General features: G+C 70.8%; 20 protein-coding genes and 1 pseudogene. 20 read left to right on the top strand and 1 reads right to left on the bottom strand.

Going from position 1 to position 19,068, the window contains the following annotated elements:
• Window positions 1-339: 339 nt before the first annotated feature.
• The 17 genes and pseudogenes from ACFWY6_RS31170 to ACFWY6_RS31090 all read left to right on the top strand — a co-directional run bounded on the left by ACFWY6_RS31170 (window position 340) and on the right by ACFWY6_RS31090 (window position 14,701).
• Window positions 340-729, top strand: a complete 390-nt coding sequence (locus tag ACFWY6_RS31170) for a hypothetical protein (protein ID WP_384697381.1) — start codon at window positions 340-342, stop codon at window positions 727-729.
• Window positions 726-1,535, top strand: coding sequence for a DUF317 domain-containing protein (locus ACFWY6_RS31165; protein ID WP_384697378.1), 810 nt, complete (start codon window positions 726-728; stop codon window positions 1,533-1,535). Before ACFWY6_RS31170 ends, ACFWY6_RS31165 begins: the two co-directional genes overlap by 4 nt.
• Window positions 1,536-1,587: 52 nt before the next feature.
• Window positions 1,588-1,932, top strand: coding sequence for a hypothetical protein (locus tag ACFWY6_RS31160; RefSeq protein ID WP_384697376.1), 345 nt, complete (start codon window positions 1,588-1,590; stop codon window positions 1,930-1,932).
• Entirely contained in the window at window positions 1,929-2,759 is an 831-nt protein-coding gene (locus ACFWY6_RS31155) for a DUF317 domain-containing protein (protein WP_384697374.1), read from the top strand. Before ACFWY6_RS31160 ends, ACFWY6_RS31155 begins: the two co-directional genes overlap by 4 nt.
• A 66-nt stretch (window positions 2,760-2,825) precedes the next feature.
• Window positions 2,826-3,449, top strand: a complete 624-nt coding sequence (locus ACFWY6_RS31150; RefSeq protein WP_384697371.1) for a hypothetical protein — start codon at window positions 2,826-2,828, stop codon at window positions 3,447-3,449.
• Between the two features lie 63 nt (window positions 3,450-3,512).
• Complete coding sequence (locus tag ACFWY6_RS31145; protein WP_384697369.1) at window positions 3,513-4,118, top strand: hypothetical protein; 606 nt, start codon at window positions 3,513-3,515, stop codon at window positions 4,116-4,118.
• Between the two features lie 5 nt (window positions 4,119-4,123).
• A complete protein-coding gene (locus tag ACFWY6_RS31140) occupies window positions 4,124-4,912 on the top strand; it encodes a DUF317 domain-containing protein (protein WP_384697366.1) in 789 nt (262 codons plus the stop codon).
• A gap of 37 nt (window positions 4,913-4,949) precedes the next feature.
• Window positions 4,950-6,746: a TraM recognition domain-containing protein gene (locus ACFWY6_RS31135; protein ID WP_384697364.1), complete on the top strand. Its 1,797-nt coding sequence runs from the start codon at window positions 4,950-4,952 to the stop codon at window positions 6,744-6,746.
• 86 nt (window positions 6,747-6,832) lie between these two features.
• The gene (locus tag ACFWY6_RS31130) at window positions 6,833-7,105 is read left to right on the top strand and encodes a hypothetical protein (protein WP_384697361.1); all 273 of its coding nucleotides are present in this window, start codon (window positions 6,833-6,835) and stop codon (window positions 7,103-7,105) included.
• Entirely contained in the window at window positions 7,102-7,854 is a 753-nt protein-coding gene (locus ACFWY6_RS31125) for a hypothetical protein (RefSeq protein WP_384697359.1), read from the top strand. Before ACFWY6_RS31130 ends, ACFWY6_RS31125 begins: the two co-directional genes overlap by 4 nt.
• A gap of 16 nt (window positions 7,855-7,870) precedes the next feature.
• Window positions 7,871-8,716, top strand: a complete 846-nt coding sequence (locus ACFWY6_RS31120) for a hypothetical protein (protein WP_384697357.1) — start codon at window positions 7,871-7,873, stop codon at window positions 8,714-8,716.
• Window positions 8,717-8,864: 148 nt separating this feature from the next.
• Window positions 8,865-9,680 carry a hypothetical protein gene (locus ACFWY6_RS31115; protein ID WP_384697354.1) on the top strand — a complete coding sequence of 272 codons (816 nt, stop codon included), beginning with the start codon at window positions 8,865-8,867 and terminating at the stop codon, window positions 9,678-9,680.
• Window positions 9,681-9,803: 123 nt separating this feature from the next.
• Window positions 9,804-10,754: a hypothetical protein gene (locus ACFWY6_RS31110; RefSeq protein WP_384697351.1), complete on the top strand. Its 951-nt coding sequence runs from the start codon at window positions 9,804-9,806 to the stop codon at window positions 10,752-10,754.
• Between the two features lie 107 nt (window positions 10,755-10,861).
• A pseudogene (locus tag ACFWY6_RS31105) lies at window positions 10,862-11,389 on the top strand (hypothetical protein); the annotation flags it as partial.
• Window positions 11,386-12,462 carry a tyrosine-type recombinase/integrase gene (locus ACFWY6_RS31100; RefSeq protein WP_384697348.1) on the top strand — a complete coding sequence of 359 codons (1,077 nt, stop codon included), beginning with the start codon at window positions 11,386-11,388 and terminating at the stop codon, window positions 12,460-12,462. The pseudogene ACFWY6_RS31105 and the gene ACFWY6_RS31100, both read left to right, overlap by 4 nt.
• Complete coding sequence (locus ACFWY6_RS31095; RefSeq protein ID WP_384697346.1) at window positions 12,459-14,234, top strand: hypothetical protein; 1,776 nt, start codon at window positions 12,459-12,461, stop codon at window positions 14,232-14,234. The genes ACFWY6_RS31100 and ACFWY6_RS31095 overlap by 4 nt, the downstream gene beginning before the upstream one ends.
• Before the next feature lie 176 nt (window positions 14,235-14,410).
• Entirely contained in the window at window positions 14,411-14,701 is a 291-nt protein-coding gene (locus ACFWY6_RS31090) for a hypothetical protein (protein ID WP_384697344.1), read from the top strand.
• A 31-nt stretch (window positions 14,702-14,732) separates the two neighbouring features.
• On the opposite strand, the gene ACFWY6_RS31085 is transcribed toward ACFWY6_RS31090, so the two are convergent.
• Complete coding sequence (locus ACFWY6_RS31085; protein WP_384697342.1) at window positions 14,733-16,007, bottom strand: APC family permease; 1,275 nt, start codon at window positions 16,005-16,007, stop codon at window positions 14,733-14,735.
• Window positions 16,008-16,302: 295 nt separating this feature from the next.
• Between ACFWY6_RS31085 and ACFWY6_RS31080 the strand changes: the two genes are divergently transcribed.
• Genes ACFWY6_RS31080 through ACFWY6_RS31070 form a run of 3 tightly spaced genes read left to right on the top strand, consistent with a single transcriptional unit; the run spans window position 16,303 to window position 18,937 of the window.
• Window positions 16,303-16,584: a hypothetical protein gene (locus ACFWY6_RS31080; protein WP_384697340.1), complete on the top strand. Its 282-nt coding sequence runs from the start codon at window positions 16,303-16,305 to the stop codon at window positions 16,582-16,584.
• Window positions 16,581-17,819: a DNA cytosine methyltransferase gene (locus ACFWY6_RS31075; RefSeq protein ID WP_384697337.1), complete on the top strand. Its 1,239-nt coding sequence runs from the start codon at window positions 16,581-16,583 to the stop codon at window positions 17,817-17,819. The genes ACFWY6_RS31080 and ACFWY6_RS31075 overlap by 4 nt, the downstream gene beginning before the upstream one ends.
• Entirely contained in the window at window positions 17,819-18,937 is a 1,119-nt protein-coding gene (locus ACFWY6_RS31070) for a DnaB-like helicase N-terminal domain-containing protein (protein WP_384697334.1), read from the top strand. Before ACFWY6_RS31075 ends, ACFWY6_RS31070 begins: the two co-directional genes overlap by 1 nt.
• The last annotated feature ends 131 nt before the right edge of the window (window positions 18,938-19,068 follow it).

Genomic DNA, 19,068 nt, shown 5'->3' with positions numbered 1-19,068 from the left:
TCGTTTTCTGTCTCTAAACCCCCACCCCCCCCACCCCGCGCGCGCCCCCGCCCGCCCGCGCCCCCCGGCGCGGGGCGCCGGCGCCCCGGGCCCCCCGCCCCCCCGCCGCCCGAGAGAGACCGCACATCCCCGCACCCGACCACACGCCCCCGCCCATCACTGCCACGCGAAAGCCGCGCCTGGCCGCAGCCCTGTTCCGCCACTACCTGCGCGCCGTCGCCGTCGGCAGCACGGAGCGCCCGATCCCTCTGGCCGGTGCCCGGCCAGAGGCCGCACTCAGCGAAGCCCGCCGTCTCGGCCACCGCAGCTGACCACCCCCGCCTTGCCCACAGGAGGCACATGACCGACCCGTCGTCCTACCCCATACGCCTCGCCAAGGACATCGCCAACCTGCTCAAGACCCTTGACGACCACCTCTATCAGGCGACCCCACGCCAAGCGGCCGAGATCCTCGGCACGGTCCTCGACACCAAGGACGGCGTCCTGACACGGGTGACCGACCTGGTCGGCACCGGATCCCGGTTCGCCCAGAACCAGGCCCATCGCGGCATGCTCCCGCCCGAGGTGTGGCTCGCAATGGGCCGGGCCGCCAACGAACTGCACAGCGTCGGCATGGACCTTGACGAGCACACCGACACCATCAAGCAGCTCGGGACACCACCCGCTGCGGCGAGCACGATGCCGCCCAAGCCTGCTGCCTCCGCCATGGTCGTCAGGAGGAGCCGGTGAAGAATCAGCAGTGGACCGGCTGGGGCTCCGGCGCCCAACGAGCCGAACAGCACTATCTGGTTGAGCCCCGCTACCTCGCCGGCGGCGGCGACATCCGCTACGTCAGCGAGTTCCTGCGCGCCTCCGGCTGGCACGACAAGTCCAAGACCGGCGGACCGCTGGTCTTCAACAGCCCCGACAAGTCCGTCCGCATCGGATACGACCCCTTCACCCAGCCCGGCGGGTGGACGATCTCCGGGAAAGCCGCCCCCGGCCAGGAAGCCTGGCACGCCACGTTCACCCGCCAGGTGCCCGTGGAGATCGTCGCCGGGTTCACCGATGCACTCACGCGCCCCCGCTCCGCGCACGCGCCCAACGCGTGGGCGCCCCTGCAGGAGCAGCACTGGAAGACCGAGCAGGGCCAGCACTTCACCGCCATGAGCCCCGACGGCGGCGCCTGGATGCAGTTCCACCAGTCCAAGCCCGGCGAGGCGGTGTGGTGGGCCGGGGCCCGCAACGAGCATGGGCGCGTCTGGGACGCCAGTTTCACCAGCAGCACACCGATGCACCTCATCCAGGCATTCAGCACCGCGCTGTCCGACCCGCAGCAGGTCATCCGTCCGCGCGGACATGTACCGCCGTCCACCCGCATCCGCACCACGTCCGTGTCGGTGCGGCCCGACGAGCTGTCCGCCTGGCAGCAGACCCGCATCCGAGCTGCCCGCGCCGCCACCTGGGCCCGCAACTCCTGGGCCTCCACTCGGCCCCGACGCCAGACGCCCACCGCCGGTCCGTACGCGCAGGCAGGCTCCCGAGCCCGCCGCTGACCGGCCCCCGGCCCTCCGGCCGTCCCCGTCCTCACACTGAAAGCACCCCGACTTGCCCCACCACGCTCCCGATGCCCCCACCCCCGGCCAGATCCGTCAGGCCACGAGCACCCTCGCCGATCTCGCGGCCTACCTCCGTACGCATCCCCCGCTGGACGACGTACTGCCGCTGCTCGCGCCGCTGCTCGACGAGGACGACGGCGTCCCGATCCAGCTCGGCAACATCCTGCGCTGCAGCGAGCACCTCATCGGCCAGCAGGCCGCGTTCCCCTTGAGCGACGAGCTCCGTCTGAGCACGGAAGCCTTCCGCGAAGCCGCCCAGGAGGCCACGGACTGGCATGTTCTGCACTGGGACGTCCAGCGGCTGCGTACGCAGACCGGCGCCCCGGAGCGATGAACGATCCCTACCTGCCCACCCGCGCCAACTCCCCGCACGACATCATCTGGTTCCAGACCCAGCCCCGCCATCTCGCCGGACGCGGCGATCCGCGGCACATCACCCAGGCACTGCGGGCCGCGGGCTGGGCGAACCGCTCCGACCCGGCCTTCCCCCACGTCCTGCTGGTCGGCCCCGACTACCGGCATACCGTGCTGCTGGAGCCCGATTCCGAGCCGTACGGGGCGTGGTGGCGCGTCCGTGGCCAGGAAGTAGACGGCCGGCGCTGGTACACCGAGTTCGGCGCGAACACCCCCGTGGAGATCCTCGCCCACCTCACCGACGCACTGCTCGAGCCCGCTCCCGAGCAGACGCCGCCGATCTGGGAGCCCCTCACCGCGGCGGGCTGGTCCTACGAGCGCGACGAACACGGCAACGAGATCGCCCGCCACCCCGACGGCATCCTCAGCCTGGAGCGGTGGGCCGTCGAGCCGGGTGAGACCTTCCACTGGCGGGCCCAGGCCGCCGTGCCCAACGGCGGCGGTGGCTTTCGCCGCATCTGGCACGCCTACCTCGACGACCAGACGCCGCCCCACCTGATCGCCGCGTTCACCAGCGCGCTGGCCAGCGACGAGCCCGTACAACGCGGCATGTACGACGTGCCGCACACCCACCTGGTCACCCAGGAACAGCGCGGCCCGCAGGGCGAGCAGCTCGCCACCGCGCACGAGGCCCGGCTCAAAGCCATCCGCGCAGCCGCCCGAAAAGCCCGCCGCACCGCCGCGCTGACCACGCGAGGCGGCCCGCCTCCCGCCGCGGTTCCCTCTGCCGCTGCCCGAAGCCGGTGAACACAGCCGGGCAGCCCCACCCGTCCGGCTCCCCGTCCCGGGCCCGCGATCCCCCAGGACCCCGCCTTGCCCACGTACACACCGCCCGCACACGCCCACCAGCTCTACCTGAACCAACTCGCCCTGTACCTCCGCGACAGCAGGCTCATCCACGCCCGGTGGGCCACCTACTCACACGAGCACCGCGACCCCGACACGGGCCGACCCGACGACGACGTTGCCTACAACCGCCGACAGGCCCAACGGGACTCGGACCTCCTGTCCGCCTTCGGCACGGTGTACTACCACGCCGACACCCTGGCGGACGCCGCGCAGCAGCAGCTCGACCAACTGCCCGACTCCGAGCAGACGCGGCACTTCGCCGGGCAGCTTCGACAACTGCGCACCAGCACCCAGCAGCTGTACGCCGTGCACCGCCGTTGGATCGACCATCGCGACGCCCTGCCGGACGGCCCCGGGGGCACGGCGCACGAAGCGCTGCTCACTGAGTCCTACGCCGAAGCCCGGCCCCACCTCGACCGATGGGCCGACCACGGCCAGGCCGTCCTCGACATCAACGCCCTGGCCCGCGAGCAGTCCGGCCCCCACACCGCACCGCTCGCTGCCACGCGCGAGGACCAGCTGAACGCCGCTCCCGCCACACCCCCGCCAGCGCCCCGCGCCGCCTCCCCCACCGGCCGGATCCGCTGACCGAGCCGGGCGGCACGTCCGCCCGGCGCACCGCCCCCATCCGTCTTCCGTCTGAGAGCGCTCTTGCCCCCACCTGCCCAAACGCCCGATGCGATCCACCGCGAGCGCCTCCACCAGCTCGCCGCCTTCCTGCGCGAAAGCGAGCAGATCCTCGCCGACTTCGACGCCTGGCGAGAGGAGCACAGCGACCTCGACGGCTGGCCCCTCGACGACAACGAACACAGCCGCCATGCCGTCAAACGCGACGCGGACACCTGGCGGTCCTTCAACCGCGTCCGCTCCTTCGCCAAGGAACTGCTGGCCACCGCCGAGGTACAGGTGCAGCAGCTCAACCCCGCGCACATCCAGTCACGCTGGCCCTGGCAGCTGGGCGTCCTCGACTACGCCCTCAAGCAACTCGGCACGCTGCAGCACGAATGGCTCGAAGCCCGCGACGCACTGCCCCCGACCGCCCGGCCGGGCAGCTTCGCCTACGACGACGCGCTCGCCGAACGCAACGAGGAAGCCTGGTCCTACCTCGACGACTGGTCCAGCCACGGCAAGGCCCTCCTCGAAATCCAGGCCGCCGCCCAGGACCTCCCGCCGCGCTCACCGGCTCTGACCTCAGCCACAACGCACGCCCGCCCCGCGGCTCCCGCCGCGGCGCCGTCCTCCGTGGCCCGGAGGTAACCGGCGTGCCGCACGACATCGACGTGGTGCTGGTCACGCCCCGATACCTCGCCGGCCTCGGCGACCCGGCCTGGGTCACCGTCCCGCTCCACCGCGCCTGCGACTGGAGCACCGCCGAGGATCCCCTGATGCCCCGGGTCATCCTCACCAGCCCCGACCAGCGCGCCCAGCTGCGCCTGGAGCCAACCCCGGACTTGGCCAAACCATGGTGGTCCCTACGCCACGCCAGCAACGGCGACCAGCGCGCCTGGTCGGTGACCTTTGACGCCGCTACCCCCGTCGAAATCATCGCCGCCGTCACCGACGCCCTCACCGATCCCAGCGGACCACCACCCGCAGCGGGCGACCCCTACGAGCCGCTGCGCGCGGCGGGCTGGCATGCCCCTCGCCACCACGGCGGTCTTCTCTCGCCCGAGGGCATGGCCGCGCCCGACAGCCTGGCCCGCGTCGACCGCACGACCCACGAAGGGCGCACCACCAGCTGGATCGTCGAGACCTCCGTCCACCAACTCCCCGCGGTCTGGCGCGCGTACCTGGACGGCAACACCCCGCCGCACCTGGTCTCGGCGCTCTTCCGCGCGCTCGCCGACGAAACCCCCCTCGTGCGCGAACCGCACCGCGTACCGAACCTGGCCTGCACCCAGGGCCGTACCAGCACCCGCCAGGTGAGCGCCGAGGCCGTCGCCTTCGCGCTGGAACACCGCACGGCCGCCCTCGCCCAACGACGCGCCCCTTCACCGTCGGCGACGCCGACGTCCCCGCCGCACGTGCCGAAGCCACGCCGGGCCCGCTGACCGGTCACCACCCCCACTCCCCTCTGGAACTGCCCTCTTGCCCCAGCCCTCCTCCAACCAGTCCACCGACGCCACGGACATCGCCTTCAAGATCCTTCTTGGGGCCATCGCCGTCGCGGTCCCCCTGTCCAATCTCGCCTGGCTCGGCGGCCAGATCACCGCCTGGGCCACCGACTCCGGGCCCGGCGCCCCCTACCAGCCCGTTCAGGCCCTCCTGCACCCCGACCAGCTCTGGCCGGACCTGGGAGAAACGTCCCTTCTGATCGGCACGCGCATCCTGCCCGGCGCCGTACTGCTCGCCCTCGGTATCACCGCCGCCGTGCTTTACAAGCGGCACAAGGGCACCAGCGGCGGGCGCAAGAAGCGCATCGACGGCATGGCCAAGCACACGGACATCGAGCCGCTGATGTCCAAGGCCATCACCTCCAAGGCCCGCTCGCTGCGCCCGAGTCTGAAGGACGCCAAGCACATCGACGCCCGTGACACCGGCATCCTCCTGGGCAATCTCCAGGGCACGAAGCACGAGGTGCGCATGGGGTACGAGGACGTCGCGGTCGCGATCATGGCGCCGCGCTCCGGCAAGACCACCTCGCTGGCGATCCCCTCCATCCTCAACGCGCCCGGCCCGGTCCTGCTGACCTCCAACAAGGCGGCGGGCGATGCCTTTACCGCCACGCTCGACGCGCGGACGGCGGTCGGCCGGACCTGGTCGATGGACCCGCAGCAGATCGCCCACGCCCAGCGCGAGATGTGGTGGAACCCCCTGGCCACCGCCAAGACCCTCGACGGGGCGGGCAGGCTCGCCGGCCACTTCCTCGCCGCAAGCGTGGACGCGAGCCAGCAGGGCGACTTCTGGTCCAAGGCCGGATCCAACATCCTCTCCCAGCTGTTCCTCGCCGCCGCCCTGGACGAGCGCCCCATCACCGACGTGATGCAGTGGCTGGCCTTCCCCGCCGACCGCACGCCGCTGGACATCCTGCGCGACCACGGCTTCGCCGCCGTCGCCTCTCAGCTCAAGGGCACCGTCGAGGGCCCGCCGGAAACCCGCGACGGTATCTACGAGACCGCGAGGCAGTACGCCGCCGCACTGCTGAATTCGGAGATCGCCGCGTGGGTGACCCCGCAGAAGGACGTCGAGGAGTTCCGGCCGGAGGCGTTCGTCACCTCGACCGACACCCTGTACCTGCTCTCCAAGGACGGCGGAGGAGGCGCCAGCGCCCTGATCGCCGCGTGCGCGGACTCCGTGATGCGGGCCGCGACCGCCCAGGCCGAGCGCGCCGGCGGGCGCCTGGACCCGCCGATGCTGGCGATCCTGGATGAGGCCGCGAACGTGTGCAAGATCAGTGACCTTCCGGACCTGTACTCCCACCTGGGCAGCCGCGGGATCATCCCCATCACGATTCTGCAGAGCTACCGCCAGGGCCAGAAAGTCTGGGGGGACGCCGGGATGGACGCCATGTGGTCCGCCTCCACGATCAAGGTGATCGGCTCCGGCATCGATGACCCGGACTTCGCCGACAAGCTCTCCCGGCTGATCGGCGACCACGACGTCGAGACCACCTCCACCTCGCACTCGGAGTCCGGCAAGTCCACGTCGGTGTCGATGCGGCAGGAGCGGATCCTGGCCGCCGACGCCATCCGCGCCCTGCCCAAGGGCACCGCGCTCGCGTTCGCCACCGGCATGCGCGCCGCGATGCTCGACCTGCGCCCCTGGTATCTCGAGCCCGGCGCCGACGAGCTGTCCGCCGCCTCCGCCCGCGCGTCCAAGGGCATCACCGAGCGAGCCGTCGCCAAGGCCACCCCGCAGCAGTCCGACTTCGGCACCGCCGCGTAGACCTCGCCCTTCTCCCTCAACCGCTCGGCTTCACGCGCCGTCCATCCCGATCTGCGCACCGCCCGTCAGCACACCTAGAACCGCCTATGACACAGATCCACGAAGTCCCCGACGACTGGAACCCCCGCCATCGCTGCTGTCTGGAATGCGGCAACAGTGACCCCGAGGTCACGCTGCAGGCCATCACCCACCCCGCAACGAACCAGCAGGCCCTCGCCTGCACCAGGCACATCGCGGAAGTTGACGCCGTCCTCGATTCCTTCGCATCCGCGCCGCACCCTCCGGCGGAGCCGCCGATGCTCACCACCGCGCCGGCGCCGTCCTCCGCACGCGCCCCTCGATACCGCTCCCGGGCATGACCGAGCCACCCGCCGACGCGCTGCTGTTCGAGGTGCCGCCACCGCCGACGCCCGTGGAGCGTCTGCTCGCCCTCGCCGGCCACTACACCCAGCACAACGACATGCTCGACCTGCTGCTCGCCGACAGCGCCCAGCCCGATCCGGCGACGCACGTCGCCGCTGCACAGGGCCTGGCCGCTGAGACCCTCGCCGTCATCCAGGCCATACGCGATGAACGGCTCTATGACAGCGCCGAGTTGTCCGACGCCGTCGTCCGGCTCAAGCAGCTCGCCTACCTGAGCACGGCCTCCGCCGGTCATGGCCCCCAGCTGGCCCGCGAGCTGACCGCGCTGGCCCCCGAAGCCGTGCTGGACAGCGCGACGCGTGTTGCCGGGGAGATGCGGCGAAGGCGCTTGAGCAACGCCCCAGCGCCTGATGAATCGTTCTCCGCCGCGCAGCACACGGCTCTGCACGAGATCGCCCGCGGCCACGTCGTGGTCACGGGTTCCGCCGACCGGAGTTACGTCCATCACCGCACGGCACGCGTACTGATCAGCACGCTGCGGTCCCTGGAAGCCAAGGACCTCATCGCCCGCAAGGCCAAGTCCGCCGCACCCGCCTATATCGGGGGACCGCCCCAGGACCGCGTGCACCTCACCCCCACCGGAGCCACGGTCCTCGTCACCGTCCTCACCCTGCCCCCGGCCGCCCCAGCGGGCCCCTCACCCCGCCCCGTGACCAGCACGCAGACGGCCACCCGAAGCCGCTGACCCCTCCCGGAGCCCCATGCCCACACCCGACCTGAACGAACAGATCCAGCAACTCCGCTCCCTGGCCCAGGAATTCGAGGAACTGCACGACCGCGTGCGCGACCTCTCCTACTCCCCGGGTACGGACGCGCTGCACCAGATCACTCCGCTCCTGCTCAAGGCCCAGGAACTGACCGCCACCGCACTCGGGCGCCTGACGGCGCTGGACAACAGCGCGTACACGAGCCTCACCGGCAGCCGCGCGGGCCTGGAAGCTCTGTCCGCCACCGTCGCCGGCGCTTCCCTGGCCTGCACCGACCTCGCCGAGGCCATCTCCGCCAACCCGTACGAGGGAGCGCCCTTCGACGGGTATCCGGCCGACGACGCCCAGGTCCGCGCGGCTCGCCATGCCGACGCCATCCCCCGCATGAACGGCCACCTCAAGGACGCCGCCCTGCAGCTCGACGTGGGGGCGACCGCCTGCCTCTACCTTGCCACCAGCATCACCAACAGCCTTCCGGCAGCCGCACCCCGCCCACCGCATGCCTCTCAGCGCCAGGCCGTGCCCCGGCTGAACGACACCCAGTACAAGGCGCTGAAGTCACTGGCCCAGGCCGGCGGGCAGCTCTCTGAAGGTGCTCGAAAGGGCATGTCTCGCGTCGTCACCAAAGACGGGTCCCGGATCACCGCCGCCACCTTCCGGGCCCTCGCCAAGCGCGGCCTGGTCACCACCGACACGAGCAAGTCCTTGCTCGTCGGCCAGGAGATCGCGGTCACCGAGCAGGGACAACGCTCCCTGGCCCAGCACCGCCCGGCCTTCCTCTCCACCACAGCGGCGGTGCCGACGCCCAAGACGCCCGTGGCGCAGGCACCACGCCGATGACGGACGCCGCCCCTGCGGACCTGGACCCGCTCCATACACCCGTACGCCGCGACCGGCGAGGCACATCCCCCACGGTTCCCACCCACCTGCGCCCAGCACCGTCGCCACTGAAGGCGCCCCGCACCGATTGGAGTCCTGAGTTCCCCCGATGACCGCCCAACTCTCCCCGCCCGAGGCGCTGCTGGCACTCGCCGACGACTACAACCGTCACAACGACGCCCTCAACTCCCTGGCCATCATGGAAATCAACGGCACCAGCCCTGCCACCGCGGTCAGCAAGCAGATCCCCCGAACCCAGCACCTGGCCAACTCAGCACTCCACATCGTCGACGCGCTGAACCACCAGCGGATGTACCACAGCCCCGGCATCCGCTCGTCCTACGCACGCATCCGGCAGCTCGCGCATCTCGCCCTGGACGCGGCCGATCACCTCCTGGACGCCGAGGACATCCTCGACGACGCCCGCGTGGGCGCCCCCAGCGAGGACGGCCCACCCCTGACGCCCCAGGAAGCCCGATCCGAGGTGCGAGACCGCCTCGTCCTCGTACGGGACCTGACCGCCCTCGGCGCCGACGACGCCCTGGCCACTGCGGAACTCCTGGTCACCGAGATGCGGCGCCAGCGCCTCCTGCCCAACGACCAGCTGCTCGACCTCTCGCCCGCGCAGCACACCGCCCTGCGCGCCGTCGCCCAAGGCCAGGTGACGATCGACCGCCACGACGACAAGCCCAGGGTCAGCCGCGACGATCTCCGGATCAGCATCAGCACCATCCGCTCCCTGGAAACACGCGGGCTCGTCGGCCGCGAGGAGACCCCACGGATCCTGCACGACGAACGCGTTCACCTCACCACCGACGGCTGCCGCACCCTGGCGGCCAGCTTCGGCCATGTGCGGCCCCCAGCCCTGACGACCGCCCGCCCGGTACAGCCCAAGGCCGCCTCCGCGCCCGCGCGCTCCCGCTGACACACGGCCCGACCTGCGCCTGCCACGTCCCAGTCGTGCGGCCCCGCCCTCTCGCTCCGTCTGGAGATCCATACGCTCCCCGCTCACCCGACCCCGTACCAACTGGCCCGCGCCCTGGCCGACATGATCACGCCCGACATCGCCATCCGTGACGTCCTCATCGGCTACAGAACCCGCCCGCGGGTCGCCTCCCATTTCGGCCACCGCAGTGGCGGCGGGCCCATCCACCACTACCTCGCCACGCTGCACCCCCAGCTCTACGGCCCGACTGCGGACCACGGTCCGCCACCGACCGACCTGGACGAACTGCGGCTGTGGGCCCTCACCCACGCCGGTGAACATCAGCAGAAGGCTGCCCTCGACCGCCTCGCCGCCCAGTTGCCTCATACGACCCAGCTCCTGAAGCCACCGCTGCACGAGCCCTCTTTACCGGCACCCACCCGCGCCTGGCTGCAAGACGCCGACCGATCGATACGCCAACTCGCCAGCCAGATCCACCGCGTGAGCCCCGCCTTCGCCACGCCCCACGCCCTGCCGGAGCACACGTCCCCGACCACGGCGGCGCCCGGCCCCGACCCTGCTCCGCAGGACATCACCCGAGCCCTCGCCGACTTCATCTCGCCGGACATCGCGCCGGACGACGTCCTGCTCAGCTTCCGCCCGCACCCGCGCACCGGCGGACGCTTCACCACGCGGGAAGCGACCGCGACGGCCTTCGGCTCACTGCTGCACGCCAGGCTTCACGGCCTGGAAGCCGCAGCCGCTGCACGACCGGAGGCGTGGGAGGAGCTGAACCGGTCCCCGCACACCGCAGCCGGCCAGCAGGCAGCAGCCCTCGTCCGGCTCTCCAACCAGCTGCACAGCGCAGGCGACATCCTCACCTGGGCCCAGCACTGGTCCCACTGGCACCGGCTGCCCCGCGACATTCACACCCAACTGGGCAGCGCCGCCACCACGGTGCGCGAACTCGCCGACGGCATCAGCAAGATCCCTGCGGCTCCCGGCGCCGCCCTGGCAGCAACGCCCGCGCTCGTGCCGCCCGCCGCACCGTCTCCGGCACCCCCACGGCGCTGACCCTCCCTCCTTTCCCCTGCCTCATCCCTCAAGGACGCACCATTCCCGACTCCGAATCCCCCGCCTTCAAGTGCATTTCTCTCGGTGCTGGAGTTCAATCCAGCGCCATGCTCGCCCTGTCCGCCAAGGGCCTCCTCCCCCGGGTCGATTACGCAATATTCGCCGATACCGGCTGGGAACCCCAGGCCGTTTATCGGCACCTCGACCGACTGGAGCGGGACATAGCCGCACCAGCCGGAATCCCCATCCTGCGCGTCTCCTCCGGGAACATCAGAAAGGACGCACTCGACCCGCAACACCGCTTCGCCTCAATGCCTTTGTACATCCTGAATAAGGACGGCAAGCCCGGGATGACCAGGCGCCAATGCACTGGCGAGTACAAAATCAAGCCACTGAAGAAGAAGGTGCGTGAACTCCTCGGGTACCCCTATCCGGCGCGCATCCCGAGAGACGTCTATGTGGAGCAGTGGGTCGGCATTTCGACCGATGAATTCCACCGAGCCAAGGACTCGGACGTCAAATACATGCGCAACCGCCATCCGCTCATCGACATGGGCTGGTCAAGGACCGACTGCGTGAGGTACTTGACGTCACTCGGGCTAGCGGACACACCCAAATCGAGCTGCCTGGGATGTCTTATGTGGAATCGGCTGGGGCTAGCTTGGAACCATGGTCGATGTCCCATGGGGCAAGTTCCCCAACCTGGCAGAGGATCAAGAAGCCCGCAGGTGGTTGCAGTTCATGGCGAACATCGCCAAACACGATCGACGCGTACGGCCGCGCGGTGGACGACCATCTGCGGTTCTGCGCCGCGGAGGGTACGGAACCGTTGTACGCGAAGGCGGACACGGTGGCGGCGTGGATCGGGGAGATGCTGGAGCGCCCACCTGGCCGACCGCGGCGGAAGGGTGCGAGTCGGGCGGGTCCGGGACTGGCGAACGCGACGGTGCAACAGCGACTCGTGGCAGTCCGATCTTTCTACGAGTTCCTGGTGGAGGACGGACTGCGCGAGCGGAACCCGGTTCGGCGCGGGCAGGCGGGCAGACGGGGGCGCCGACCCAAGCGAGGTCTGGTGCGACGCATCGAGCAGGCGCCATGGATACCGACGGAGGCCGATTGGCAGCGGATCCTGGAGGCGGCTCGTGCCGAGCCGCTGCGGAACCGCCTGATGGTCTCGCTCGCCTACGACGGTGCTCTGCGTCGTGAGGAACTCGTCCAACTTTCCGGGGACGACTTCGATCCCGCCTACAGCCTGATCCGGCTGAGGGCGGAGACAACGAAGTCCAAGCGGTCGCGGGAAGTCGCCTACGGCGAGGCGACCGGGCGGCTGTTCATGGCCTACCTGGCCGAGCGACGCAGTTCGGTCGGCAGGGTCGGCGGGCCGCTACTGCGGTCGACGTCGAACCGGAACCCGTGCGGTCCGCTCGGAGCGTCGAGCTGGTCGAAGATCGTGGAACGTCTCAGCAGTACGTCGGGCGTCAGCCGCCTGTCCACGCACACGTTTCGGCATCTGCGGCTGACGGACCTGGCCCGCGCCGACTGGACCATCGACCAGATCGCCCAGTACGCCGGCCACCGCGACCTGGCCACGACCATGCGCTACATCCACCTGTCCGGCCGTGAGCTCGCAGCACGCTTCCACCGGGCCAACACCACCCTCCACGCCGACCGCGAGCGGCTTCTGGCCCGTCTTCTGGAGACACCGTGAACCACACCTCCGGCCACCGGCTGACCATGCACCTGTTGCCCGACCTGATACCTAAGGAGGTCACCGCGCTGGAGCACATCGCCCCGTTGAATGCGATGCACGCCCGGGCGGCGGCGGATCTGGCCCGGCTGATCATCCCGATCGACAAGGTCACCGAAGCCTGGGATCCGGGTAAGGCAAGCTCGGCGCGGTTTCGTCTACTGAAGGAGGTCCACCGTCAGCAGAGGCCGTACTGGGCCTGGGACGAGGCGGCCTGGGCCCAGGCCGCGGCCGAGGCGGGGGACTTCCGGTTCCATGTGGTGGCCCTGGGTCATCAGCTCGGTGGCCACCACCGCCTGCACGGCACCGCCGGCATCACCAGCCTGGCCCGGCTCGCGGACCTCGTGTTCGGCCCGCAGGCCATCCAGCCTGCGGTGGACGCCATCACCGAGACCCTGACCGCCTGGCGGAACTCCACTCACCTGCTGCCCTGGCAGGTCCGCAACACGACCATCGACGTGCTGCTGACCAACAACAGCCCTCACCTGGAGGATCTGCGCGAGCCCCTTTTGGAGGACCTGCTGGAGCACTACCGCGCCACCGGCGCGACGGGCCGCCGCCGGGGCTTGTTCAAGATCTCCCGGGTCCTGGCCGACAAGGGGATCATCTCCTCGCCTCTGCGCACCAACCAGGACAAGGCCGGACCGGAAGCCGCGGCCCTGGCCACAGTCCCGCCGCCGTGGCGGGATACGGCCCTGCGGTGGATGCGGCTGGTCACCCACGAGCCCGGGACGAAGCGGTCGATGCTCTCGGCCATCCTGGTCGCCGGCCGCTGGGCCGCCGAGAAACACCCCAAGGCCGTCGCGCCCGAGCACTGGACGCGTGACATCGCGGCCGAGTACATCGCCGACACGATGACCGCGAACGTCGGTCAGTGGGCCGGGCACAGCCGCAACCGCTCCCGCTTCGGACAGCCGCTGAGCCCGCGCGGGAAGGCGACCCGGATCGACAGCGTCCGCGGCTTCTTCAACGACCTGATCGAATGGGAGTGGATCAAGCCGAGGTTCGACCCGCGGCAGGTGCTGAGCATGCCGCTGTCACTGCGCGCCCTGATGGGCCCCAACCCGCGGATCATCGACGACGCGACCTGGGCCAAGCTCATGGCCGCCGGGCTGACGCTGAACAGCGAGGACCTCAAGCCCTACGGCACCCCGCGAGCCCGCTCGGCGGGCTGGCAGGCCACCTACTACCCGATCGAAATGGTCCGGGCCATGGTCGGTGTCTGGCTGTTTGCCGGCTGCCGCATAGACGAGCTGCGCCGCCTCGACCTGGAGTGCATCACCTGGGACGAAGGAACCGACGAACGGACCGGCGAGACGTACCCGATCTGCCTGCTGCACATCCCGCAGAACAAGACCAGCGGGCCGTTCGCCAAGCCCGTCGACCCGCTGGTCGGGGAACTGATCGACGCCTGGAAGCTGGTCCGCTCGCCCCAGCCCGACCTGGCGGACCGCAAGACCGGCCTGCCGCGCCAGCACCTGTTCTGCCACCGCGGCCAGCTGGTGGGCAACGCCTACCTCAACGAGAACATCATCCCGGCCCTCTGCCAGAAGGCCGGCATCCCAACGGAGGCTCCCGCGGCGCCCTCACCAGCCACCGGGCCCGCAGCACCATCGCCACCCAGCTCCTCAACGCCCGCGACCCCCTCACCCTCGGCGACCTGCAGCAATGGCTCGGCCACAAGCACCCGGCCAGCACCCGCTACTACGCCAAGATCCTCCAGCGGACCCTGACCGCCGCCTACCGGAAGGCCGACTACTTCGCCCGCAACGTCCGCACCATCGAGGTCCTCATCGACCGCGACAGCATCCTCACCGGCGCCGCTGCCGGTGGCGAACAGCCCTGGAAGTACTACGACCTCGGCGACGGCTACTGCAGCTACGACTTCTTCGCCAAGTGCCCCCACCGGATGGCGTGCGCCCGCTGTCCCTTCTATGTCCCCAATGAGTCCACCAAGGGCCAGCTCCTCGCCGTCAAGGACGGCATCAACACCATGCTCGAACAGCTCGACCTGACCGACGACGAGCGCGAGGCTCTCGAGGGAGACCGTGACGCGGTCACGGCCCTCACCCAACGGCTCGCCGACATCCCCACCCCCGCCGGCCCGACCCCGAATGAGCTCGGGACCGACAGCGCCTTCATCCCCCTCACCTCGCTCATGGGCACGGTTCCGGCACGCGCCGATGAGCGAGAGGAGTGAAGCCTCGGGCAGGAAGCGACAAGCAGGAAGCTCAGCTCCGGGAGTCGTTGGCCATGGCCTTCCGCACGCCGTACACGGCAGCCCCGAGTACGAGGACAGCGGCACCGGAGACCACCGAGACCACCGGCAGGGCGAAGGCGAGGGCCCCGCACCCTGCGAGACCGACGACGGGCACGAGACGGGGCGGCCGTCCCTCTCCAGGGGTGAGCGTCCACGCGGCCGCGTTGGCGACGGCGTAGTAGGCCAGCACCCCAAAGGACGAGAAGCCGATCGCGCCCCGCACATCAACCGTCGCGGCCAGGACGGCGACCACGGCACCGACGACCAGTTCGGCACGGTGCGGCACCTGGAAACGGGGGTGGACCGCCGCCAGCGCGTGCGGCAGGTGCCGGTCCCGGGCCATGGCCAAGGTGGTGCGCGAGACCCCCAGGATCAGCGCGAGAAGCGACCCCAGCGCGGCGACGGCCGCCCCGACACGCACCACCGGGGCCAGCCCCGGGACGCCGGCGGCACGTACTGCCTCGGCGAGCGGCGCGGCACTCTGGGCGAGGCGGTCCGGTCCCAGCACCGCGAGCACGCCCACGGCGACAGCCGCGTAGACGACGAGGGTGATGCCCAGCGCGAGAGGGATCGCGCGGGGAATCGTGCGGGCTGGGTCCCGAACCTCTTCGCCGAGTGTGGCGATCCGGGCGTAACCGGCGAAGGCGAAGAACAGCAGACCGGCCGCCTGGAGCGTCCCGCCGACAGTCATATCCGCGCCGATGTCCAGGCGCGCGAAGTCGGCGGTGTCACTGGTCAGGCAGACGGTCACCACGGCGGCCAGGACCGCGAGAACGACAGCGACGATGACACGGGTCAGCAACGCTGACTTCTGCACGCCGCTGTAGTTGAGGGCGGTCAGCGCCACCACTGCGGCGACTGCAACCGCGTGCGCCTGGTCCGGCCACGCATAGAAACCGACGGTCAGAGCCATCGCCGCGCAGGACGCGGTCTTCCCGACCACGAACGCCCAGCCGGCCAGATAGCCCCAGAAGTCGCCCAGACGCTCACGGCCGTAGACATAGGTCCCCCCGGACTGCGGGTAGCGGGCGGCCAGCCGGGCCGATGACGTGGCGTTGCAGTACGCCACGATCGCGGCCAGCGCCAGAGCGAGGAGGAGTCCGGAACCGGCGGCGTCGGCTGCCGGGGCGAACGCGGCGAAGATCCCGGCCCCGATCATCGACCCCAGGCCGATCATCACCGCGTCGGACACCCCCAGGCGGCGCTTCAGCTCACCCGAGCCCGTCGAGGCCCCCACCGTGTTCATCGCTTACTCCTCCACTGCACCAGCCGTCGATCTCGGCGCACGGTAGCCGAAGAAGGTGTCCAGCAGGGGTGGCCGGACCGCAGCCCCTCACCGAGACCAGGCCGGTCAAGATCCCGACGGCTGCACCGCACTGGGCAAGGCCAGCAACAGCCCAGCAATTCCAGGCCCTATAGAGCGGCCTGCACACATCACTAGAAAGGTCACAACACTGTCTCGATTCTCAATAACTTGTCCATTTCACGGAAACGCGCAATGGAGATCCATCCGGGACTCCTCGCCGCAGGAGTGGGCGGACGTGGTGGCCTTCGATGCGGCCATCCGGAAGGGAAATGCACGCGCCAACGCCACCGGCAACCGGCTACTGGGCGAGGCGTTCCTCCACCGCTCGCGCGTGCCGCTCGACCAGGCGCCGATCGACCATGTCACCGCCGCCGAATGGGCCGCCCTCCAACAGGAACTCGGCGACAGTGAAGCAGACGCCCAGGAGTTGGAAGACGGCGTTATCGACGGCTGCTCCCCATGGGCCTGCCGCGGTGAAGTCGAGCCGGTCCAGGACGATTTCGGGCTGGCCGCTTGATACTCGACCTGTTCGCCGGTCCCGGGGGATGGAGCCAGGCCCTGACCGTGCTCGGCGTGCGGGACGTGGGCCTGGAATGGGACGAGTGGGCGTGCAAAACCCGTGCAGCGGCAGGGCAGTTGACGATCCGCACCAATGTCGCCGCCTATCCTCTCTGGCCGTTCCTCGGCAGGATCACCGGGCTGATCGCGAGCCCGCCGTGCCAGGCATGGTCGATGGCCGGCAAACGCCTCGGGCTCGTCGACCAGCCCCTGGTCCACCAGGCCGTCGCCGATCTCGCTCAGGGCCGGGACACCCGCGCCAAGCTGCTCGCCGCCTGCCGTGACGAACGCTCCCTGCTCGCCGCCGAACCCATGCGCTACCTGCACGCCCTGCACCAGCACGGCCAGCCGGAGTGGGTCGCGATGGAAGAGGTCCCCGACGTGCTGCCCCTGTGGCGCCAGTACGCCGCGATCCTGCGGACCTGGGGGTACTCGGTCTGGACGGGAGTCTTGAACGCGGCCGACTACGGAGTGCCGCAGACGAGGAGGCGGGCGATCCTGCTCGCCTCGCGCACGCGGACCGCCGCGCCGCCGCCGCCCACACACGCCAAACTCGCCGAGCCCGACTCGCTGTTCGGTCCAGGCCGCGCCCGCTGGATATCCATGGCCGAAGCCCTGGGCTGGGGCGCCACCGACCGTCCCGTACCCACCGTCTGTGCCGGAGGCGGACCCGGTGGCGGGCCCGAACCCTTCCCCTCCGGCTCCCGCAAGACCCTCAGCGACGCCCGCGACCGCGGCACCTGGAAACCGCACCCGCCCGCCAACTCGGCCGTCGCTGTGGCGGATGGCCGGGGAGCGAGGGCCGTCCACGCTGAGCACCCCACCGCCCCCGTGATGCCCACGGCGTGGCGCTGGACCCTGCGCAACAACAACCAGGCCAATGCCACCGTCCGCACCATCGACGAGCCGGCCGGAACCCTGTTCTTCGGCCACCGGGCCAACGAGTGCGTGTGGCAGGCCGAGCCGGTCGACCCCACACCACCGGGCACCGACCCGGCCCTCGATCCGATCCGGATCACCGCCGCCGAGGCCGGCATCCTGCAGACCTTCCCCGCCGACTACCCCTGGCAAGGCAACAAGGGCCAGATCTTCAGCCAGGTCGGCAACGCGGTCCCGCCCCGGCTCGCAGCCCACCTGCTGGCACCGCACCTCGGCAAGTCCCTCACCCCCGACGACTTCACCCTGGCCGCCTAATGCCCCATTCCCCCTCCGACGAGAACGACGACCTGGACGGCCTTCCGCCGCCCCCACCCGTGCACTACGCCGAACAATCCCTGCTCGGCGCCCTCCTACTGGAGCCCCACCGCCTCGACAAGATCGAGCCCCTGGATCCGGGCCACTTCTCCAACCACACCCACGGCGAACTGTTCCGCGCCATGCGCACGGCGCCGGCCCCCGACGCCGAGCAACACCGCACGAGCCCGGCCTGGCTGAACACCGTCCTGAACGCGGCCCGCCCTCACGCTCCCGGGCTGACCGCTTCCTACCTGCACACCCTCATCCAGGTCTGCCCCTGGCCCAAGCACGCGGCCACGTACGCCCGGATGATCCGCGCCGACCACGCCCGCCGCAGTCTGCGCATGCACGCCGAGCGCCTGGCCCAGACCGCGGTGGACGCCACCCTGCCTCACCGCGCGAAGGCCACCGTCCAGCAGGCCGACACCCTCGCCCGGTTCCTGGACGACCTCTCCGGCCGCTTCGCCGCGCACCCCGGTTCCCTGCCTCGCACCGCGCTGCCGCCGGCACCCGCCAGGGACACGAGCGAGGAAGCCCTCGACGAGGAACGCCTCCTGATCGCCACCGCGACCGCGTACCCCGCCGAGACCGGTCAGATGCGCTGGCTCGTTTCCGAAGACTTCGCGTTCCCCTTGCACGGGACGCTGTGGCAGTGCCTCACCGCGCTCACGCACCGCGGCGATGCCGTCGACCCGATCACCGTGCTCTGGGAGGCCCAGCACCGCGGTCTGCTCGCACACGACATCGCCCCCGCCGACCTGCTGACCCTGCTCTCCACGCCGGTCGGCTCACCCGAACACTGGGGCGAGAAGGTCCTGCAGCGCGCTCTGCTCACCCGCGCGCAGACCGTCGCCGTCAGCATCGCCGCCTTCACCGACGATCCGGCCAACAGTCCCCACCAGCTGATCACCGGCAGCCGGCGGGCTCTGGCCGACCTCACCGCCATGCGCTCCCGCTGGCAGCAGGCCACCAGCCCAGCAGTACCGCGTACCGCCCGCCCGGCCCGAACCCCGGCTGCCCCTCGGGCCGGGCCGCCGCCGCGGATCGCCCCCACCCCCGTCCGAGCCACCCGCTAGAACCCCCCGGCCGGGGGGCCCCCGCGCTCGGCCCGCGGCGCCGGGGACACCCCCACTTCCCGCCACCCCCGCCCCCCCCCCCACGAACGAACCCCGCGGCCCCCCCCCCACCCCCCCCGCCCGCGCCGGGG

The organism is Streptomyces sp. NPDC059037, assembly GCF_042740015.1.
In the GTDB taxonomy this organism is placed as follows: Bacteria; Actinomycetota; Actinomycetes; order Streptomycetales; family Streptomycetaceae; genus Streptomyces.
This window is presented reverse-complemented; position numbering and strand designations above follow the sequence as displayed.

Bases quoted from the DNA above. Each gene is read 5' to 3' on its own strand.
- ACFWY6_RS31130 (WP_384697361.1), top strand. From the start codon at position 6,833: ATGACACAGATCCACGAAGTCCCCGACGACTGGAACCCCCGCCATCGC.
- ACFWY6_RS31085 (WP_384697342.1), bottom strand. From the start codon at position 16,007: ATGAACACGGTGGGGGCCTCGACGGGCTCGGGTGAGCTGAAGCGCCGC.
- ACFWY6_RS31125 (WP_384697359.1), top strand. From the start codon at position 7,102: ATGACCGAGCCACCCGCCGACGCGCTGCTGTTCGAGGTGCCGCCACCG.
- ACFWY6_RS31070 (WP_384697334.1), top strand. From the start codon at position 17,819: ATGCCCCATTCCCCCTCCGACGAGAACGACGACCTGGACGGCCTTCCG.
- ACFWY6_RS31100 (WP_384697348.1), top strand. From the start codon at position 11,386: ATGTCTTATGTGGAATCGGCTGGGGCTAGCTTGGAACCATGGTCGATG.
- ACFWY6_RS31110 (WP_384697351.1), top strand. From the start codon at position 9,804: ATGATCACGCCCGACATCGCCATCCGTGACGTCCTCATCGGCTACAGA.
- ACFWY6_RS31090 (WP_384697344.1), top strand. From the start codon at position 14,411: ATGGCGTGCGCCCGCTGTCCCTTCTATGTCCCCAATGAGTCCACCAAG.
- ACFWY6_RS31155 (WP_384697374.1), top strand. From the start codon at position 1,929: ATGAACGATCCCTACCTGCCCACCCGCGCCAACTCCCCGCACGACATC.
- ACFWY6_RS31115 (WP_384697354.1), top strand. From the start codon at position 8,865: ATGACCGCCCAACTCTCCCCGCCCGAGGCGCTGCTGGCACTCGCCGAC.
- ACFWY6_RS31170 (WP_384697381.1), top strand. From the start codon at position 340: ATGACCGACCCGTCGTCCTACCCCATACGCCTCGCCAAGGACATCGCC.
- ACFWY6_RS31120 (WP_384697357.1), top strand. From the start codon at position 7,871: ATGCCCACACCCGACCTGAACGAACAGATCCAGCAACTCCGCTCCCTG.